Source organism: Bacillota bacterium, assembly GCA_013178125.1.
Taxonomy (GTDB): domain Bacteria; phylum Bacillota; class SHA-98; order Ch115; family JABLXJ01; genus JABLXL01.
Genome location: JABLXJ010000006.1, coordinates 78,585 through 92,293 on the forward strand (window position 1 = coordinate 78,585; position 13,709 = coordinate 92,293).

Consider the following 13,709-nt stretch of genomic DNA (forward strand, 5'->3'; position numbering starts at 1 on the left):
TGCCAGACTTATCATAGGACTCATCATGGGCGTCCTTATCCTGCTCATAAGATTCTTGTGGCTTACGCCGGTAATGTTGGACGTGGCCGCCGCAACATCCGCCATGTCGGAACATCATGTAGAAGAGCAGGCCGATCGCCAACAGCCCGATGATTGTGGAAGCATCGATTTTCATCTGCCACACCCCTTTACCAGATTTATAGGTTATTTAAGTACTAACCGTGACCTTCCGGGAAAGGCCTCGAATCCCCTTATTCCTATCTTTAATCCTATATTTACCATCCAGCACGGTCGAAAGAACTCTTATGTTTCCTGATGCCAGAATATAGGCTGCCGCCCTAGCAAAGGCTGCCCAGGTGAACCCCCATGAGATATCTATAGCTACTCCACCCATCAATCCCATCATGAGAAGATGTCCCAAGGGACATATCAGAAGTAAAAGCCAACTAGCCAGGCCCCTATAACCTACTAATGTAAGGGCTGCCAAACCTAAGATCGGGATGAGACAGCACAGAATCATAATTGCCGAGTGGAGGAGGTGCCTTTGACCTCCTGGCTTATGCGCAGGAGGATTACCTTCACCCTCATTCTGAGGAGGTTGTTTTTCCTCTGTTACACTGTGAACTGTATGGTCTGGACACAGGATTCCAAGTTCCCTCATGTGTTATTCATCCCAACTTGTAATAGGTATATAAGTATACTAATCAATTTAGTCAGGTTATTGGTCAATGATCACCTGTAATTAATTATCCAGACTGCTCTCACTTATTCATAACTACTCCCCTAAACATACAAACGCGTTTATATCTTTAGAAGTTCCGGCTAAGATAGGAGCATCAGGTATACCCTTGCGTTGCCTCATAACCTTACTGAGGGTAAATAGAACCTCCCTTACTAAGCTAGACGATGAGCTTCGGTAAAAACGCGGGTGTCCTCTTCGCATACTCTATATATGAACTCCCAAACCTCTCCAGGGCTTCCCTCTCTTCCCGCCTTGCAAGGCGCAGGTAAGCGACGATTAAAACGGGCCACATTACTAGGGTCGGAAGGGTTGGCCACTGAACCAGCATGCCGAAGGTTAAGAGGAAAAGCCCAAAGTACTGCGGGTGTCGCATATAAGCATAGAGACCGTTCGTGACAAGCTTCCCCTTTGCCCTGTGAATCTGCCACCAACCTATCCCCATTAGTATAAAACCTGCGAGCATTAGGGCACTGCCAGTCTGACAGATAAGGCCTGTAAATCTCTGGCCGAAGACTGCAGATGCCCACAGATGACCGCTTTCATGGGAGAACGGATTCGCGACTGGTAGCCTTATCCCAAGGATTGAGGTAAGCACATAGATTGTCAACGGAAACCCGTACATTTCTGTAAAGAGGGCCACCACAAAGGCTGAGACCAGGCCGAGTGACCTCCATTCCCTCTTTTTGATCGGCGCGAAGAACGCAAAGATAAAACTCAGGATAAAGGCCACGTTGATGGCCACCAGGGGCCAGAATCCGTAGGCGTATGTTATCGAATTGAACCCCATAGTCTTCCCCCTCGTTCCCTTTCTAAGTAAAGGATGGAAAGCACTCGTAGCCAGGCATCATCTTACTTCACAAATTTCATAAGGATATCCACGAGCTCGTCTATAGCTTCATCGCCCCGTTCTTCTTTGATTGCATCGGTTACACATCCCCTCGTGTGGCTTTCCAGGAGTGACATCCCGACCTTGCCGAGGGCCGCCCGAGCGGCAGCTATCTGGTGTAGGATATCAACGCAGTACTTGTCCTCCTCTATCATCCGATATATGCCGCGGACCTGGCCTTCGATGCGCCTGAGCCTCTTCAAGAGGTCTTCCTTATCTCGCCTCACCTACTTCATACCTCCTTCATGGGATCACTTTCAGAGGGTGGATTGCTTGCTGTGCTATAGGGAGAATGAGCATAATCCCCAGGCCCGGTTGATAATAATGGGCGCTTCCCGGGTAGATTGCAGCAATCCAGCCCCTTCCCCTCGCCGAATTGCTCCTTATTTGCTTCCTCAAGCCTCCTTAAAAAATTCTTCCACCATGTCAGGAGTCCCATACCTTACACCCCCTATTACTTTATACATTACCATGGTATCCTATCACTCTTAATATATAGCTTGTTATTAAAAATGTCAATAGCCTTTTAAAATTAAATCGCTCATGCAAGGCATTTAGGGGGTCACCTGAGTCCATATTTTCTTCAAAGAGCCCCTTGACACGATGCTGATAAAGGGATATAGTTCTAGTAGATACTATAGGCTGGTAGGGTATATCCCGGACAGGGAGATATTGTCCCAACTTATGAAAGCAGTTGAAAGGGGGTGAGCAGAGTGGCGGGGACAGGGCGTGCGAGATGGAGGTTAGCGAAGGAATCTGTTCAGTCTACCGTGGTGAGATTTATTGTTTTTGCTCTTCTGCATGTAAGGCAGAATTCGCCAGGAACCCGGAGGCCTATGTCGCCGAGGATTCCAGGCAGGAAAGCTCCTCGGAATCAGGCGGTTCTGAGAAGGACCATGGACACTCCTGTTAATCTGTAGTAAACAGGAGATAGGGTACAAAGGTATCCTAAATGCTCCTGTGCCCAAGACTTTTTCAGGGAGGCCTCGACTTTAAGGAGGCCTCAAACCGGCAAGGAGGGATATTGAAATGTCTCGATACCAGTTAAAACCTAAAGCAAGATTCGTTTCTATACTGATTTTAGCCATAGCGTTATTCCTCGTCACAACAGTTGTAGTGATACTTATCACCAACCAACGTGTGCCTGCAAACCCCAACGAACGCGCTACCTTTTCACGTTCTGTCATTCAAGATGGAGTTACGATCCAGGTCATCTTCGAGAACCCAATAAGGGGCATTCCACTTAATAAGGGGGTTTCGTTCAATATTTCCGTAACGACACATAGCGGAGACCTTTCTGACTTGAATCCAGCGAATGGCGCCATCCTCCGGACGAGCAAAGGCCTTACTATCTCCGAGGGATTTCAATGGAAATGGTCGAGCCGGTCCCCTCACCATCCCGCGGGGACTTTAACTCTTCTTCCAGAAGGGGAGTCTAGCGGCAAGGGGGTCGATCTTGCTACGGTTGCAACAGCGGAGTGGATCGAGCTGGAGATTAAAAGCATAACGGGAAAAGAGCCTATGAGGTTTCGCTGGAGCCTCAAGAGTCTGGATTAAATTAAGGAGGAGGAAGAAAAATGCAAGGGGAAAAGGGTTCTGCCATGGTTAAAGATCCTGTTTGCGGGATGACTATCGCGAAGAAGGATGCGTCGGCTATCTCTATATACAAAGGAGAGACCTATTATTTCTGCAACCATTCCTGCAAGGAAAAGTTTGATGAGGATCCAGACCGGTATCTCACTGGAGGGACCAAACCCGTCAAGGCTACGCAAATGGCCAAGGATCCTGTTTGTGGGATGGTAGTGGACAAGGAAAGAGCATTAAAGCTGGAAGTGGGCGGAAGGACGTACTATTTCTGCAGTGCCAGTTGTCTTAAGGCCTTTGAAGACCCTGAGAAGGAACTGAGAGACATGAGAAGGCGCGTATCAATTGCCCTTACGGGTGTGGTAGCTTTGGCCGTCTTCCGGGTGGCTGTGCTTTTGGGCCTAGCCGCAGGTGCGACAATCCTTACCTGGGTTCCCATACCGTGGCTCCCATGGTTCACTTGGGGGGTATGGCTCTTCATAATCACCACTCCCGTGATGATATTCGGCGGCAAGGGCTTCTTTATCGGAGCTTGGAACGCCATAAAAAAGCGTGTCGCTAACATGGACCTCTTGATTGCCCTCGGTACGTCTACGGCATATATCTACAGTGCCTTTGTAGTCTTTTTCCCGAAGGTCTTGCCGGTTAAGGAGAAGAATGTGTACTTCGAGGTGGCAGCCATTATCATAGCCTTTGTCCTGCTGGGGAAGTACATGGAAGAGATAATCAAGAAACGAAGTTCTGCAGCAATCCGGAGACTTATGGATCTGAAACCTCAGATCGCAAGGGTGCTCAGAGGTGGTTCGGAAGTAGAGATCCCTGCCGAAGCCCTTATGGTCGGCGACGTTATTATAGTGAAACCAGGGGAAAAGATCCCTACGGACGGGGTCATCATAGAGGGCCATTCTTCGGTGGATGAGAAAATGATAACCGGGGAAAGTGTGCCTGTAGAGAAAAACCCAGGCGACGAAGTAATCGGTGGAACCATTAATAAAGTGGGGTCTTTTAAGTTCAGGGCTACCAAAGTAGGCGCGGATACCGCCCTGATGCAGATAATAAAAATGGTGGAGGAAGCCCAGGCATCTTCTGCGCCGATCCAGAGGATGGCAGACAAGGTGGCCTCCTATTTTGTCCCCATTGTGATCGCCGCGTCGTTGGTCGCCTTTGCCGGGTGGTGGATAAGTGGTGACTTCACCACAGGCCTCCTCAGCTTTATAGCCGTATTGATCATTGCCTGCCCCTGTGCCTTAGGTATTGCCACTCCCGCTGCACTAATGGTGGGAGTCGGGAAGGGGGCAGAGATGGGGATCCTCATCAGAGGGGCAGAATACCTGGAGAGAGCTGAAAGGCTCAAGGCAGTGATATTCGATAAAACCGGCACACTCACCAGGGGAGAGCCGGAGGTCAATGAGATAATCGCTTTTGAGGGTAGCGAAACCGATGTCCTACTTGCGGCTTCCATTGCCGAAAAGAGGTCAGAACACCCACTCGGGGAAGCCATACTGAGAAAGGCCCAGCAACTGGGCATTTCCATCCCAGATGCCGAGGCTTTTGAGGCCGTTCCCGGCCATGGGGTTAAGGTTGAGGTTGATGGAAGGAAAATACTCGTAGGGAACCGCAGATTAATGAGGGAAAACGACATCGATATTGAAGGGAAAGAAAGCGTTATCTCTAACCTAGAGGAGAAGGGGAATACAGGCATACTTGTGGCCAGCGAGGGCAAGCTCCTTGGCGTCATAGGAGTGGCAGATACCTTAAAAGAACATGTAAAGGATGTGATTCGGAGACTTCAGGATAACGGTATAGAAGTGGCTATGCTCACAGGCGATAATGAAAAGACGGCCAGGGCTATCGCAGCCGAAATTGGAATCACGAGAGTCCTCGCCAATGTTCTCCCAGGGGAAAAGGCATCAGCGGTAAGAAGGTTCCAGGAAGAGGGTAAGATCACGGCTATGGTAGGAGATGGCATCAATGATGCCCCTGCGCTTGCCCAGGCGGATATAGGGATAGCTATTGGAAGTGGCTCAGATGTGGCGAAGGAGACAGGAGGGATTATCCTCGTGCGGGATGACTTAAGAGACGTAATAAGATCAATACATCTCTCCCGAGCTACCATGCGGAAGATCAAGCAGAACCTCTTCTGGGCCTTTTTCTACAACAGCGTTGCCATCCCGGTCGCGGCCTTTGGGTTGCTCAACCCCATTATAGCAGCGGCAGCCATGGCTCTAAGCTCTCTTTCTGTGGTAATTAACTCGGCCATGTTGAAAAGGTTCAAATACGCTGGCCAAAAGGGGGTTGAATGTCTGTGAACCTATCATGCAGGGCCGGCCTCATCAGGGCCGATAGGACCAGGGTGGTCGCCCGTTCAACAGTTTGGGGTGTCGCCGGGGCCGCCCTGCTCCTTTCCTTCTATTTCGGAATCCTCATATGGGCTCAAGGAATCGGCCATACCCTGGAACAATTTAGCCAGGATCGATTGTATATCCTCCCAATTGTGGTTGGGTTTGGTTTACAGGTAGCACTCTATGCTTACTTGAGGGCTTTGCTTCGTCGTAATAGCCGTATGGGCGGCTCGGGCAGTTCGACTGCCCTTGTAGCAACGAGCACGGGGACCTCAACAGTCTCAATGATCGCCTGTTGTATACACCATCTTGGTGATATTTTGCCTCTGATGGGGCTCTCTGCCGCTGGCCTGTTTTTGGCCGAATACCGGATTCCCTCTTTGATTGTGGCGATGGCCAGTAATCTGATCGGTATCGTTGCCATGTCGAGGGCGATTGGCAAGGTTCGTATGAGCACGGGGCAAGCATGATGGGGCGAAAGATCGGCACTACCGGGGCGCCCCTCGCCCCGGTAACGATTCTTTGTTACATCTGCTCGAGTAATCGTAGCCTGTGCTCTGGCCGAGGCCCGGGTGCTGAAAGGTGGCCGATTGGTAAATTGGAACACTAATAGCCCCGGTATGGAGGTCACATCGGACGCCAGTTTGCACCAACCTAGGAGATTGCTCGAAAACCCTCACAGCCTTCATATGTTGTAGCCATCCTTAGGAATTATCCCAATATATTGTGGGATGTAGCCCCTTCGATAGGGTTTTCGAGCATATTCCTAGTAGCTATATGCATGTTTCACTACCCCAATCGTATTCGTTGAGAGTTTTCCAGACTATTTTCGTTAACCCGATACCCTGTTCCGGCCGTATAGTCGGCTGGAGAGGAGCTCGACCTCGGCGACCAGACTCATACGTTCGCCCCCTTTGGGAACACCATAATAGATCTCGGTCAATACCGTCACGATTCTCAAAAGGCTTAGGTCGAAAAGCAGTAGAGGCTAAATCCTTTTGAGAACAGCTTCTCTCAAATCTATCCGGTTTGGCGGAGCGGGCGTCTGGTCCGGAAAACCAACATCAATGTAGGTTACGATCTTTGTCTCTTCCGGGAGCTCAAACCGTTTGTAAAGCCTCTCCAGCATCTGATCAGAAAAAGTCAGCCAGACTCCACCAAGTCCTAGAGCATGAGCAGTTAGCACCATATTCTGAACCGCAGCGCCACAGTCAAGGAGGCGGTTCCGCACAGGATTATGCGGGTTGGCACGATAGACCCGCTCATCCTGAACCACTGCGATATGGACAGGGCCTCCCGGAATATCACTTCCCTGGAATAGGCCGGGTTCGTTTTTCTCCCTCACCACTATAAATCTGATTGATTGGAGATTGCACGAATGGGCCGCCCAAAGGCCAGATTCCATAATTCTGTCAAGCATCCAGTCGGGCACCTCTTCATCCGTCCAGTGCCTGACTGACCGCCGTTCAACCAGAATACGCTGGAATATCGCCAGATCTTCCCGGGTAATCTCATGAGGGGCAAACTCAGAAAGATCCACTTTTTGTCCTGATCGCAAGGTTTCGGCGAAACCCAGGATCCTTTGTCCCCAAAGGAAATCCGGCAAGTCAATGGGGAGGCCTTTTTCTACCCATATCTCCATCAGTCTCTTTACCGTTTCTGTCTGTTTCTCTGATAAACTTTTCCCCTCATGAATTGCCGTATATGTTTGTATCTCCAGGGTGTGGTGGACCCTCTCCCTGAACCGCGCCCGAAACTCTACCGGATCCATAGCCAAATAGTCTTCTCTGGTCAACATGGCCATCATCAAGACCTCCAATCCGTCTTTTTACAATATGTATTCCAAGTCCTCCTCACTCCGGACACCATAAATCAACCGGTAAATCTTGTCTTGAATCGCCAGAAGCTCCGGATCACCCCGGCTTCGTGGCCTTTTGACCGGCACGGCAAAGATTTTTTGGATCTGACCGGGCCGGGGTGTTAGAAGTACGACCCGATCCCCGAGAAAAACGGCCTCCGTGACATCGTGAGTTATAAATACTATTGTTTTCTTCTCTTTTCCCCATATCTCCAGCAGATCGTCCTGAAGTTGCAGACGAGTTAAATGGTCTACTGCCGCGAAGGGTTCATCCATCAACAGCACCCTCGGGTTGTTTGCGAGACTCCTCGCAAGTCCAACCCGCTGGCGCATCCCTCCGGAGAGCTGATGAGGATACCTCTTTTCGAAACCCTTGAGTTTCACCATGTCGATATATTTTTCAACGACTTCGCGCCGGGATCGCCGGGGTATTCCCCTTATTTCCGGACCTAGCTCGATGTTTTCAATTACGCTCCGCCATGGATAAAGCGAGGAATCCTGAAACACAACACCGATGTCTGGGCTAGGTTCGTCAACAGATTTCCCATCCACCAGGACCTCTCCGCTCGACGCGAGTTGAAGGCCGGCAATTATCTCCAACAACGTACTTTTCCCACACCCACTTGGGCCCAGAATACTCAAGAATTCCCCGTCCTTTACGGTCAGGTTTATATCCGCTAATGCCACAACCTCCTGCACTCCAGGGAAAACCTTGCTGATGTTGGAGAGTACTATCTCGGGCATATCCATCCCCCCATTTGAAAGCCGCCTTATTCAAAATAACGCTCATCGTGGAATGAATCTCAAGTCCAAGATCTTGCCGACGTCAAAGCGCCTATCCTGGAACCCGAGGTCGATCTGTATCTTCTGGGTATCCTCCAACGCGTTGAGATCCACATCAGGGTTGTTTTCCCAGATCACCCTTTCTCGATCCAGCGCGGCCTTCAAGACTCCACGGTCAACTCTCAAATACCTGGTCCCGAAGTCTAAGAGCTCGTCGGGATGGCTCTTGGCATAGATGTTCGACTTGAAATAGGTTGCGATCAGCTTCCGGACCAAGTCAGGATGCTTCTTGATAAACGCGTCGCTCGCCACCAAGACGCCAGTATGAAACGTCGGCAAATAATCCCATCCCCTGGCCAGAAGCCTCCCGGTTCCTTTCCTTTCAGCGAGTGACACGAAAGGCTCATGGATGATGGTAGCAGCGACCTGACCCGCCTCCAGACTGGCCATTGCCTGCTGATAAACCCCATTATTGATCAAAATCACGTCTCTTTCAGGGTCAAGTCCATGTTTTTTCAATATCACCCTAGTATAAACATCCATACCACTGCCGATCGCGCCAACGCCTACCTTCTTACCCCTGAGATCCTCCACGCGCTTGATTTCCGGTCGAGCCAGGAGGTAGAACGGCCCTTTGGTCCGGAACATTGAAGCAACGATTTTAAGGGGAGCCCCGCGCCCAGCACCTATAATCGCGTTGGTGGTGGCCAAATCGGCGAAATCGATCTCGCCCGCAGCAAAGGCTGAGACTTTGTCTCCGACCTCTACCATCTCAAGATTGAGCCCCGCTTCCTCAAAGAAGCCTTTCTCTTTGCCTAACCAAAACCCCAGTCCCGTCATGCCTATAAAGGCCGCATACCGAATCTTCACCGGTTTCTGCTCCGAGGCTTTTTTTGCTGCAGTCACCGGCACAGCTGCAACGGACAGCCAGATTATCAAGAGGCCTGTTATGAGGAGAGTGACGGCCCTACCTAAACCATTCATTATTTGGAATCCTTTCATCGCTTTCGCCTCCATATTTCTATCTTCGCCATCGATATCTAGAGATCGATTGACTCAGTAGTATTTCCAACGCAGAAATACGCTTTTTTCAAGCAAATCCAGGACTTGGATAATCAAAACAGATAGTACAGTTACAACCGAAATAACCGCGAATAACTGTCCTGTGTTGTAGAGTTGGGAGGCCTTTGTGAGGAGGTTACCCAACCCTTCTTTAGAAGCCAGCATTTCACCAAAGAGAGCCCCGACAAGCCCGGACGCCGCAGCAACCCTAAATCCTGCAAAAATCGTAGGCATAGCCGACGGCAGAATGACCTTCGTGATCACCTGAAGACGCGTGGCGCCGAAGACGCGGGCAACTTTGAGATAGTTATCAGGAGTCTGTTTGACTCCGGAAATCGTGTTGTAGAGTATGGGAAAGAAGCTGAACATGAATACAAGGATAGCCTTGCTGAAAAAGCCGATACCTAGCCAGATAGTCAAAAGGGGGATTATGGCGACCTTGGGTATCGCCATCAAACCGGACAGATACGGCTTAGTGAATTTCTCTACCACCGCGACCCGGGCGACGAGCAACCCGAGGCTTACCCCGAGAGCGGCCGAGCTTGCGAACCCCAGGAGAAATTCAAATAGCGTCACCTCCAAATGCCTGAAGAGATGAGATCTATTCAAAAGGCCGATGAATCCGGCAGCAACCTGGGACGGCGCTGCAAGATAGAGATCGCCGACGATGTTATTATCGACCACGTATTCTGTGACTATAAGGATAAGAGATAGGAGCATGAGCTGACCGATCAAGATGGGCCACGACTCGATAAGCCTAGTCCGTCTCATTTCGCGTTTCTCCTCACTACTGAATTCCTGTTTATCTTAGGGCTTCCCCTGAGAATGCGCTTGCTGGCCCGAGCATGAGCCAGGGGCGGGAAAGTATTCACGCTCACAAGTTTCGTCTCCACGAAGGACGTTTCGCGTAATGCGCTGGGAAGTGTTGCCCGTAAAAGTCTCTGTGACTTGGGGGTCGTTCACATTACAGTAGAGCTCAGCAATCTCTCTAAACCATGGGTTTTCCTCAAACCGGGGAAGCCAGGCAGTCGCGTATGGGCAACACATCCGGCCAAGGGACTTATCCCAACCTCGAAACGGGATATCCGTAATCTTAGCCCATGTTTCCAAAGTCAAGGGGAGGTTTTGCTCTATGGCTCGCTTGCGAAGCCTTTCACCCCTTTCGACTGCCCGGTTTCTGACTGCCTTTTCGATCAATGCTCTACCTTTTTCGTAACCCAGCTCATCAATCAGAACTCTGGAAAAATGGAAATATAAATCTGCAAAATGAAAGCACGCCTGTCTTATCTCTGAAACTACATCTTTTTTCGCAGAGACTACTTGTCTCTCATCATCAGACATATTTCATTCCTCCAACATAAGCCTGCGCTCACGACCCTATATATCCTACAAATATAGACGGCATCCAACCTGTCAAAGACAAAGCCCATGAGTTCTTACCACTTCTGAGGCCCACGCCGGGTGGTAACACGCCGGGTAGGTCGCCAGAAATCTATACCAATTTAGGAACCTAATAGCGAATTCATGTATCGAATGTATTCAGCCTTGGTGAGTTTCGGGTGAAAACTTTCCCTGATTTGCCTTGCCTGCGCTGCCCTATTCCGCAAAAGTGAATAAACCGTTAAAGCCATGATTTTAGCCGGGAGTATGTAGGCTACCTCGGGATCGGTAACCATGAAATCCGCAGCATGGGCCCTCCCTGAGATACCGCCAGTGGAAAAGGATAGCACCGGTAAGAGGTGGCTCACATCCCCAGTGTCGGTTGAAAAGGCCTGATGTTCATCTGGATCTGTTACGCGAACTTGATGCGAATCAACTAATTGGCGGGCCACATCCGCAACTGGCGAATGGGGAGCCTCAGGGATTCGTGGCAGATACCCCGGTAGATCTATGATTTCTACCTCAGCACCGATAGCGGAGGCCCCCGCCGCGAAAGCGCGTGTGGCCTTAGCGTTGGCATCCAGAATTGCCTCTAACGTGCGGGCCCTTACCAGTACCTCGATTTTGACCTCGCCTGGAACCACATTCACTAGGTCGCCTCCTTTCGTAATGATCGAGTTGATTCGAACCGTATCGCTGTCTTTGAAGGTTTCCCGTTGAGCATTGAGGGCAGAAAATCCGATTACTGCGGCATTCAACGCATTTATCCCTTCGTAAGGAGCCCCAGCAGCATGGGCCTCCTTTCCAGAGTAACGGATCAATTTAGAAATAAAGCCGTTTGTCGATCCTGAGCCGACAACCACCTTATGTTTTTCATCACTGAAATGGACATGATGACTCAGAACAAGGTCAATCTCATCGAATTCCCCTAGTCGGATGAGTTCGGGCTTCCCACCCAGAAACTGAATGATCCCCTTTTCGCGCAGCGAGTTTTTAAACTCTATCTCACCGTATTCTTCCGCGGGTACCGCAAAAAAGATCACGTTCCCCTCGAGAACACTTGATACTTCAGGATCACTGAGAGCCATAGCCGCCCCGAAAAGGGCCGCCAGTTGGGCATGATGACCGCAGGTGTGCGCAGCCTTTGTCGTAGGATCGGCCTTTGGGTGAAGAGGCGATCTGACCGCGTCAAGCTCACCGAGTATGGCTACCGTGGTCTCACCATCGTACTCAGGGCTACGAGTACCTCTCAGGTAGCCTTTCACACCCGTTACAGCTAAACCTCGCCTGACTAGTAGGCCGAGCCTTTCCAGGCTTTGTGCCAACCTTTCTGCCGTTCGTTCTTCCTTAAAGCCAAGTTCGGGGTGGGCAAAGATATCCTCGGCGAAAACTATAATCTCCTGGCGTCTCTCACTTATTATCCTTTGTATGCGGTTCTCCAGGCTATCCACTGCCATGAGTTCTTCCTCCTCATATAGAGCACCATTAAAGTACCGCAATTCCTATCGGAATGCTCGGGTATTTTGGTGCTATTTTACACCACATATTTAGCCATGTCAATACTACTCAATCCAAAATCTCCATTTTTATCACTGATAGTAACAGTCTGCCTTGAATTCTCTTCGATCTATAGAGTGCTCAATTCAAAAGATCGGACTCTGCTCCATCGATGAGGAGCCGCGTTCCATGGCTACACCTTTTCGCCTCGTCCAATCGATAGAATTATTGACTGAAGAAGATGTATATACGGAGTCTAACATATAAAAACTAGACCAATGAGCAAAATGATCAATAGCGCGCACGGCCATGAGGAATGTCTGTTATCCGTGTTGGACGCATCCAACAGGTGCTTCACACGGGCTACCCCCGGGTTGCCACCGGGCAAAAGTGAGGGAGCAAGAGATGCCAACGCGGTGCGATTTCCATGCCGCATGAACTTTACAATAGCTGAAGCGAGTTCGACGCCAAGCCTGGTTTGAGATGCTGCCAGGGCGTCGCAGATTTCCTCTTCATTATTACGGAGGGCAGCGTATGACCACAGGCTCGCGGGCGAAAAGAGAGTCAGGTCACGGCAAAGCATAAAAAACCAGTTGAGGATATGTCCCATACGCCGTATGTGAACCAGTTCGTGAGCTAGAGCAGCCCGTAGCTCGTCATCTTCCAGTAATTCCAGTGTTCCGGTAGAGAGCACAAGCGCTCGGCGCCCGATCCCACCGATGAACATTAGAGGCTGGGGATAGTCCAGTACCTTCAGCACAGGTGGCTTCATGCCTACCTGTCTGCAGAGTTCATCTAAGATGGCTTTTGGCCGCATGCTGCCCTCCGAAGTTGACGGCAAGCATTTGAGCAACCAGTGGGTGCGGTACAAAGCAATACCATATATAGCTACCGACACGGCCAGCCATGTCAATGATGCGGGTGCGATCCAAGGGATGATTCGGTAATTGATCCGGCAAAAGAAGTGATATGATGGAAAACCCCTTAGGGCACCGATATAGCTATGACTAAACCCGCACGTCTTGCCGATGATGATGTAGTTAATGACATACGAGAGCACCGGCACCACGAGGGGAACCATATACACCCACGTCCGATGCACACCTCTTGGGGACGCCAGCCGCAGCACTATTGCAGTAAGTACCGCCAGGGTTGATGACAGAACGAAGGTATATATGATAAAGGGATGCTGCAAGAGCGAATACATGCCGTCATCTACTCCGTTTCTTGTGTTCCGCGATAGCATTTTCCAGCTCTACGAGGATTTCAGGATCCACTCGACCGACCTCGTGTACCAACTGGGAAATAGCTTCTTTACCAAAGCCATCGAGGAGTCCGGTGATGACCTCAGATGCAATCCTCCGTCTGAACTCATCCTTTGAGACAGACGGGCGGTATACGAAGGCTGCCCCATCTCTGTCTTTGGTGAGCAATCCCTTGTTGGCAAGCCGTGACATGATGGTCATGACAGTAGTATAGGCGATCTGTTTCTTAAGGCGCAACCCTTCATAGACGTCGCGTACCGTACAGGTACCCCTACCCCAGATCTCTTCCATGACCTCGACCTCCAGGTCG

At 50.3% G+C, this 13,709-nt stretch carries 15 protein-coding genes; 4 read left to right on the plus strand and 11 right to left on the minus strand.

The genetic code is table 11. The features are described from left to right. Nucleotides 1-208: 208 nt before the first annotated feature. From HPY71_06800 to HPY71_06810, 3 genes are all read right to left on the minus strand, one after another. Nucleotides 209-661 (minus strand): DUF2933 domain-containing protein, encoded by a 453-nt coding sequence (locus tag HPY71_06800; GenBank protein NPV53214.1) that lies wholly within the window; start codon nucleotides 659-661, stop codon nucleotides 209-211. A gap of 238 nt (nucleotides 662-899) precedes the next feature. Beyond that, the gene (locus HPY71_06805; GenBank protein ID NPV53215.1) at nucleotides 900-1,529 is read right to left on the minus strand and encodes an isoprenylcysteine carboxylmethyltransferase family protein; all 630 of its coding nucleotides are present in this window, start codon (nucleotides 1,527-1,529) and stop codon (nucleotides 900-902) included. A gap of 62 nt (nucleotides 1,530-1,591) precedes the next feature. Further along, entirely contained in the window at nucleotides 1,592-1,855 is a 264-nt protein-coding gene (locus tag HPY71_06810; protein ID NPV53216.1) for a metal-sensitive transcriptional regulator, read from the minus strand. A 509-nt stretch (nucleotides 1,856-2,364) separates the two neighbouring features. Between HPY71_06810 and HPY71_06815 the strand changes: the two genes are divergently transcribed. The 4 genes from HPY71_06815 (at nucleotide 2,365) to HPY71_06830 (ending at nucleotide 6,024) form a co-directional block, all read left to right on the plus strand. Then, entirely contained in the window at nucleotides 2,365-2,541 is a 177-nt protein-coding gene (locus tag HPY71_06815) for a YHS domain-containing protein (GenBank protein NPV53217.1), read from the plus strand. 116 nt (nucleotides 2,542-2,657) lie between these two features. Further along, nucleotides 2,658-3,185 carry a hypothetical protein gene (locus tag HPY71_06820; protein NPV53218.1) on the plus strand — a complete coding sequence of 176 codons (528 nt, stop codon included), beginning with the start codon at nucleotides 2,658-2,660 and terminating at the stop codon, nucleotides 3,183-3,185. 44 nt (nucleotides 3,186-3,229) lie between these two features. Further along, on the plus strand, nucleotides 3,230-5,521 hold the full coding sequence (locus HPY71_06825; GenBank protein NPV53219.1) for a heavy metal translocating P-type ATPase: 2,292 nt from the start codon (nucleotides 3,230-3,232) through the stop codon (nucleotides 5,519-5,521). Then, nucleotides 5,518-6,024, plus strand: coding sequence for a hypothetical protein (locus HPY71_06830; GenBank protein NPV53220.1), 507 nt, complete (start codon nucleotides 5,518-5,520; stop codon nucleotides 6,022-6,024). Before HPY71_06825 ends, HPY71_06830 begins: the two co-directional genes overlap by 4 nt. 518 nt (nucleotides 6,025-6,542) lie before the next feature. Here HPY71_06830 and HPY71_06835 read toward each other — a convergent pair. The 8 genes from HPY71_06835 to HPY71_06870 form a co-directional block, all read right to left on the minus strand. Next, the gene (locus HPY71_06835; protein ID NPV53221.1) at nucleotides 6,543-7,373 is read right to left on the minus strand and encodes a hypothetical protein; all 831 of its coding nucleotides are present in this window, start codon (nucleotides 7,371-7,373) and stop codon (nucleotides 6,543-6,545) included. Between the two features lie 9 nt (nucleotides 7,374-7,382). Continuing rightward, on the minus strand, nucleotides 7,383-8,156 hold the full coding sequence (locus HPY71_06840) for an ABC transporter ATP-binding protein (GenBank protein ID NPV53222.1): 774 nt from the start codon (nucleotides 8,154-8,156) through the stop codon (nucleotides 7,383-7,385). A gap of 42 nt (nucleotides 8,157-8,198) precedes the next feature. Further along, entirely contained in the window at nucleotides 8,199-9,212 is a 1,014-nt protein-coding gene (locus tag HPY71_06845) for an ABC transporter substrate-binding protein (GenBank protein ID NPV53223.1), read from the minus strand. A gap of 39 nt (nucleotides 9,213-9,251) precedes the next feature. Then, complete coding sequence (locus tag HPY71_06850) at nucleotides 9,252-10,028, minus strand: ABC transporter permease (protein ID NPV53224.1); 777 nt, start codon at nucleotides 10,026-10,028, stop codon at nucleotides 9,252-9,254. Between the two features lie 36 nt (nucleotides 10,029-10,064). Next, a complete protein-coding gene (locus HPY71_06855; protein NPV53225.1) occupies nucleotides 10,065-10,598 on the minus strand; it encodes a hypothetical protein in 534 nt (177 codons plus the stop codon). 161 nt (nucleotides 10,599-10,759) lie between these two features. Continuing rightward, nucleotides 10,760-12,094: an amidohydrolase gene (locus tag HPY71_06860; protein ID NPV53226.1), complete on the minus strand. Its 1,335-nt coding sequence runs from the start codon at nucleotides 12,092-12,094 to the stop codon at nucleotides 10,760-10,762. A 296-nt stretch (nucleotides 12,095-12,390) separates the two neighbouring features. Next, the gene (locus tag HPY71_06865; protein NPV53227.1) at nucleotides 12,391-13,341 is read right to left on the minus strand and encodes a M48 family metalloprotease; all 951 of its coding nucleotides are present in this window, start codon (nucleotides 13,339-13,341) and stop codon (nucleotides 12,391-12,393) included. Between the two features lie 4 nt (nucleotides 13,342-13,345). Continuing rightward, nucleotides 13,346-13,690, minus strand: coding sequence for a BlaI/MecI/CopY family transcriptional regulator (locus HPY71_06870; protein ID NPV53228.1), 345 nt, complete (start codon nucleotides 13,688-13,690; stop codon nucleotides 13,346-13,348). Nucleotides 13,691-13,709: the final 19 nt, after the last annotated feature.

What these genes read in the sequence shown, in the direction of transcription:
- HPY71_06800 (NPV53214.1), bottom strand. Translation starts at nt 661, where the DNA reads ATGAGGGAACTTGGAATCCTGTGTCCAGACCATACAGTTCACAGTGTA.
- HPY71_06805 (NPV53215.1), bottom strand. Translation starts at nt 1,529, where the DNA reads ATGGGGTTCAATTCGATAACATACGCCTACGGATTCTGGCCCCTGGTG.
- HPY71_06815 (NPV53217.1), top strand. Translation starts at nt 2,365, where the DNA reads ATGGAGGTTAGCGAAGGAATCTGTTCAGTCTACCGTGGTGAGATTTAT.
- HPY71_06820 (NPV53218.1), top strand. Translation starts at nt 2,658, where the DNA reads ATGTCTCGATACCAGTTAAAACCTAAAGCAAGATTCGTTTCTATACTG.
- HPY71_06825 (NPV53219.1), top strand. Translation starts at nt 3,230, where the DNA reads ATGGTTAAAGATCCTGTTTGCGGGATGACTATCGCGAAGAAGGATGCG.
- HPY71_06840 (NPV53222.1), bottom strand. Translation starts at nt 8,156, where the DNA reads ATGCCCGAGATAGTACTCTCCAACATCAGCAAGGTTTTCCCTGGAGTG.
- HPY71_06845 (NPV53223.1), bottom strand. Translation starts at nt 9,212, where the DNA reads ATGGAGGCGAAAGCGATGAAAGGATTCCAAATAATGAATGGTTTAGGT.
- HPY71_06850 (NPV53224.1), bottom strand. Translation starts at nt 10,028, where the DNA reads ATGAGACGGACTAGGCTTATCGAGTCGTGGCCCATCTTGATCGGTCAG.
- HPY71_06855 (NPV53225.1), bottom strand. Translation starts at nt 10,598, where the DNA reads ATGTCTGATGATGAGAGACAAGTAGTCTCTGCGAAAAAAGATGTAGTT.
- HPY71_06860 (NPV53226.1), bottom strand. Translation starts at nt 12,094, where the DNA reads ATGGCAGTGGATAGCCTGGAGAACCGCATACAAAGGATAATAAGTGAG.
- HPY71_06865 (NPV53227.1), bottom strand. Translation starts at nt 13,341, where the DNA reads ATGTATTCGCTCTTGCAGCATCCCTTTATCATATATACCTTCGTTCTG.
- HPY71_06870 (NPV53228.1), bottom strand. Translation starts at nt 13,690, where the DNA reads ATGGAAGAGATCTGGGGTAGGGGTACCTGTACGGTACGCGACGTCTAT.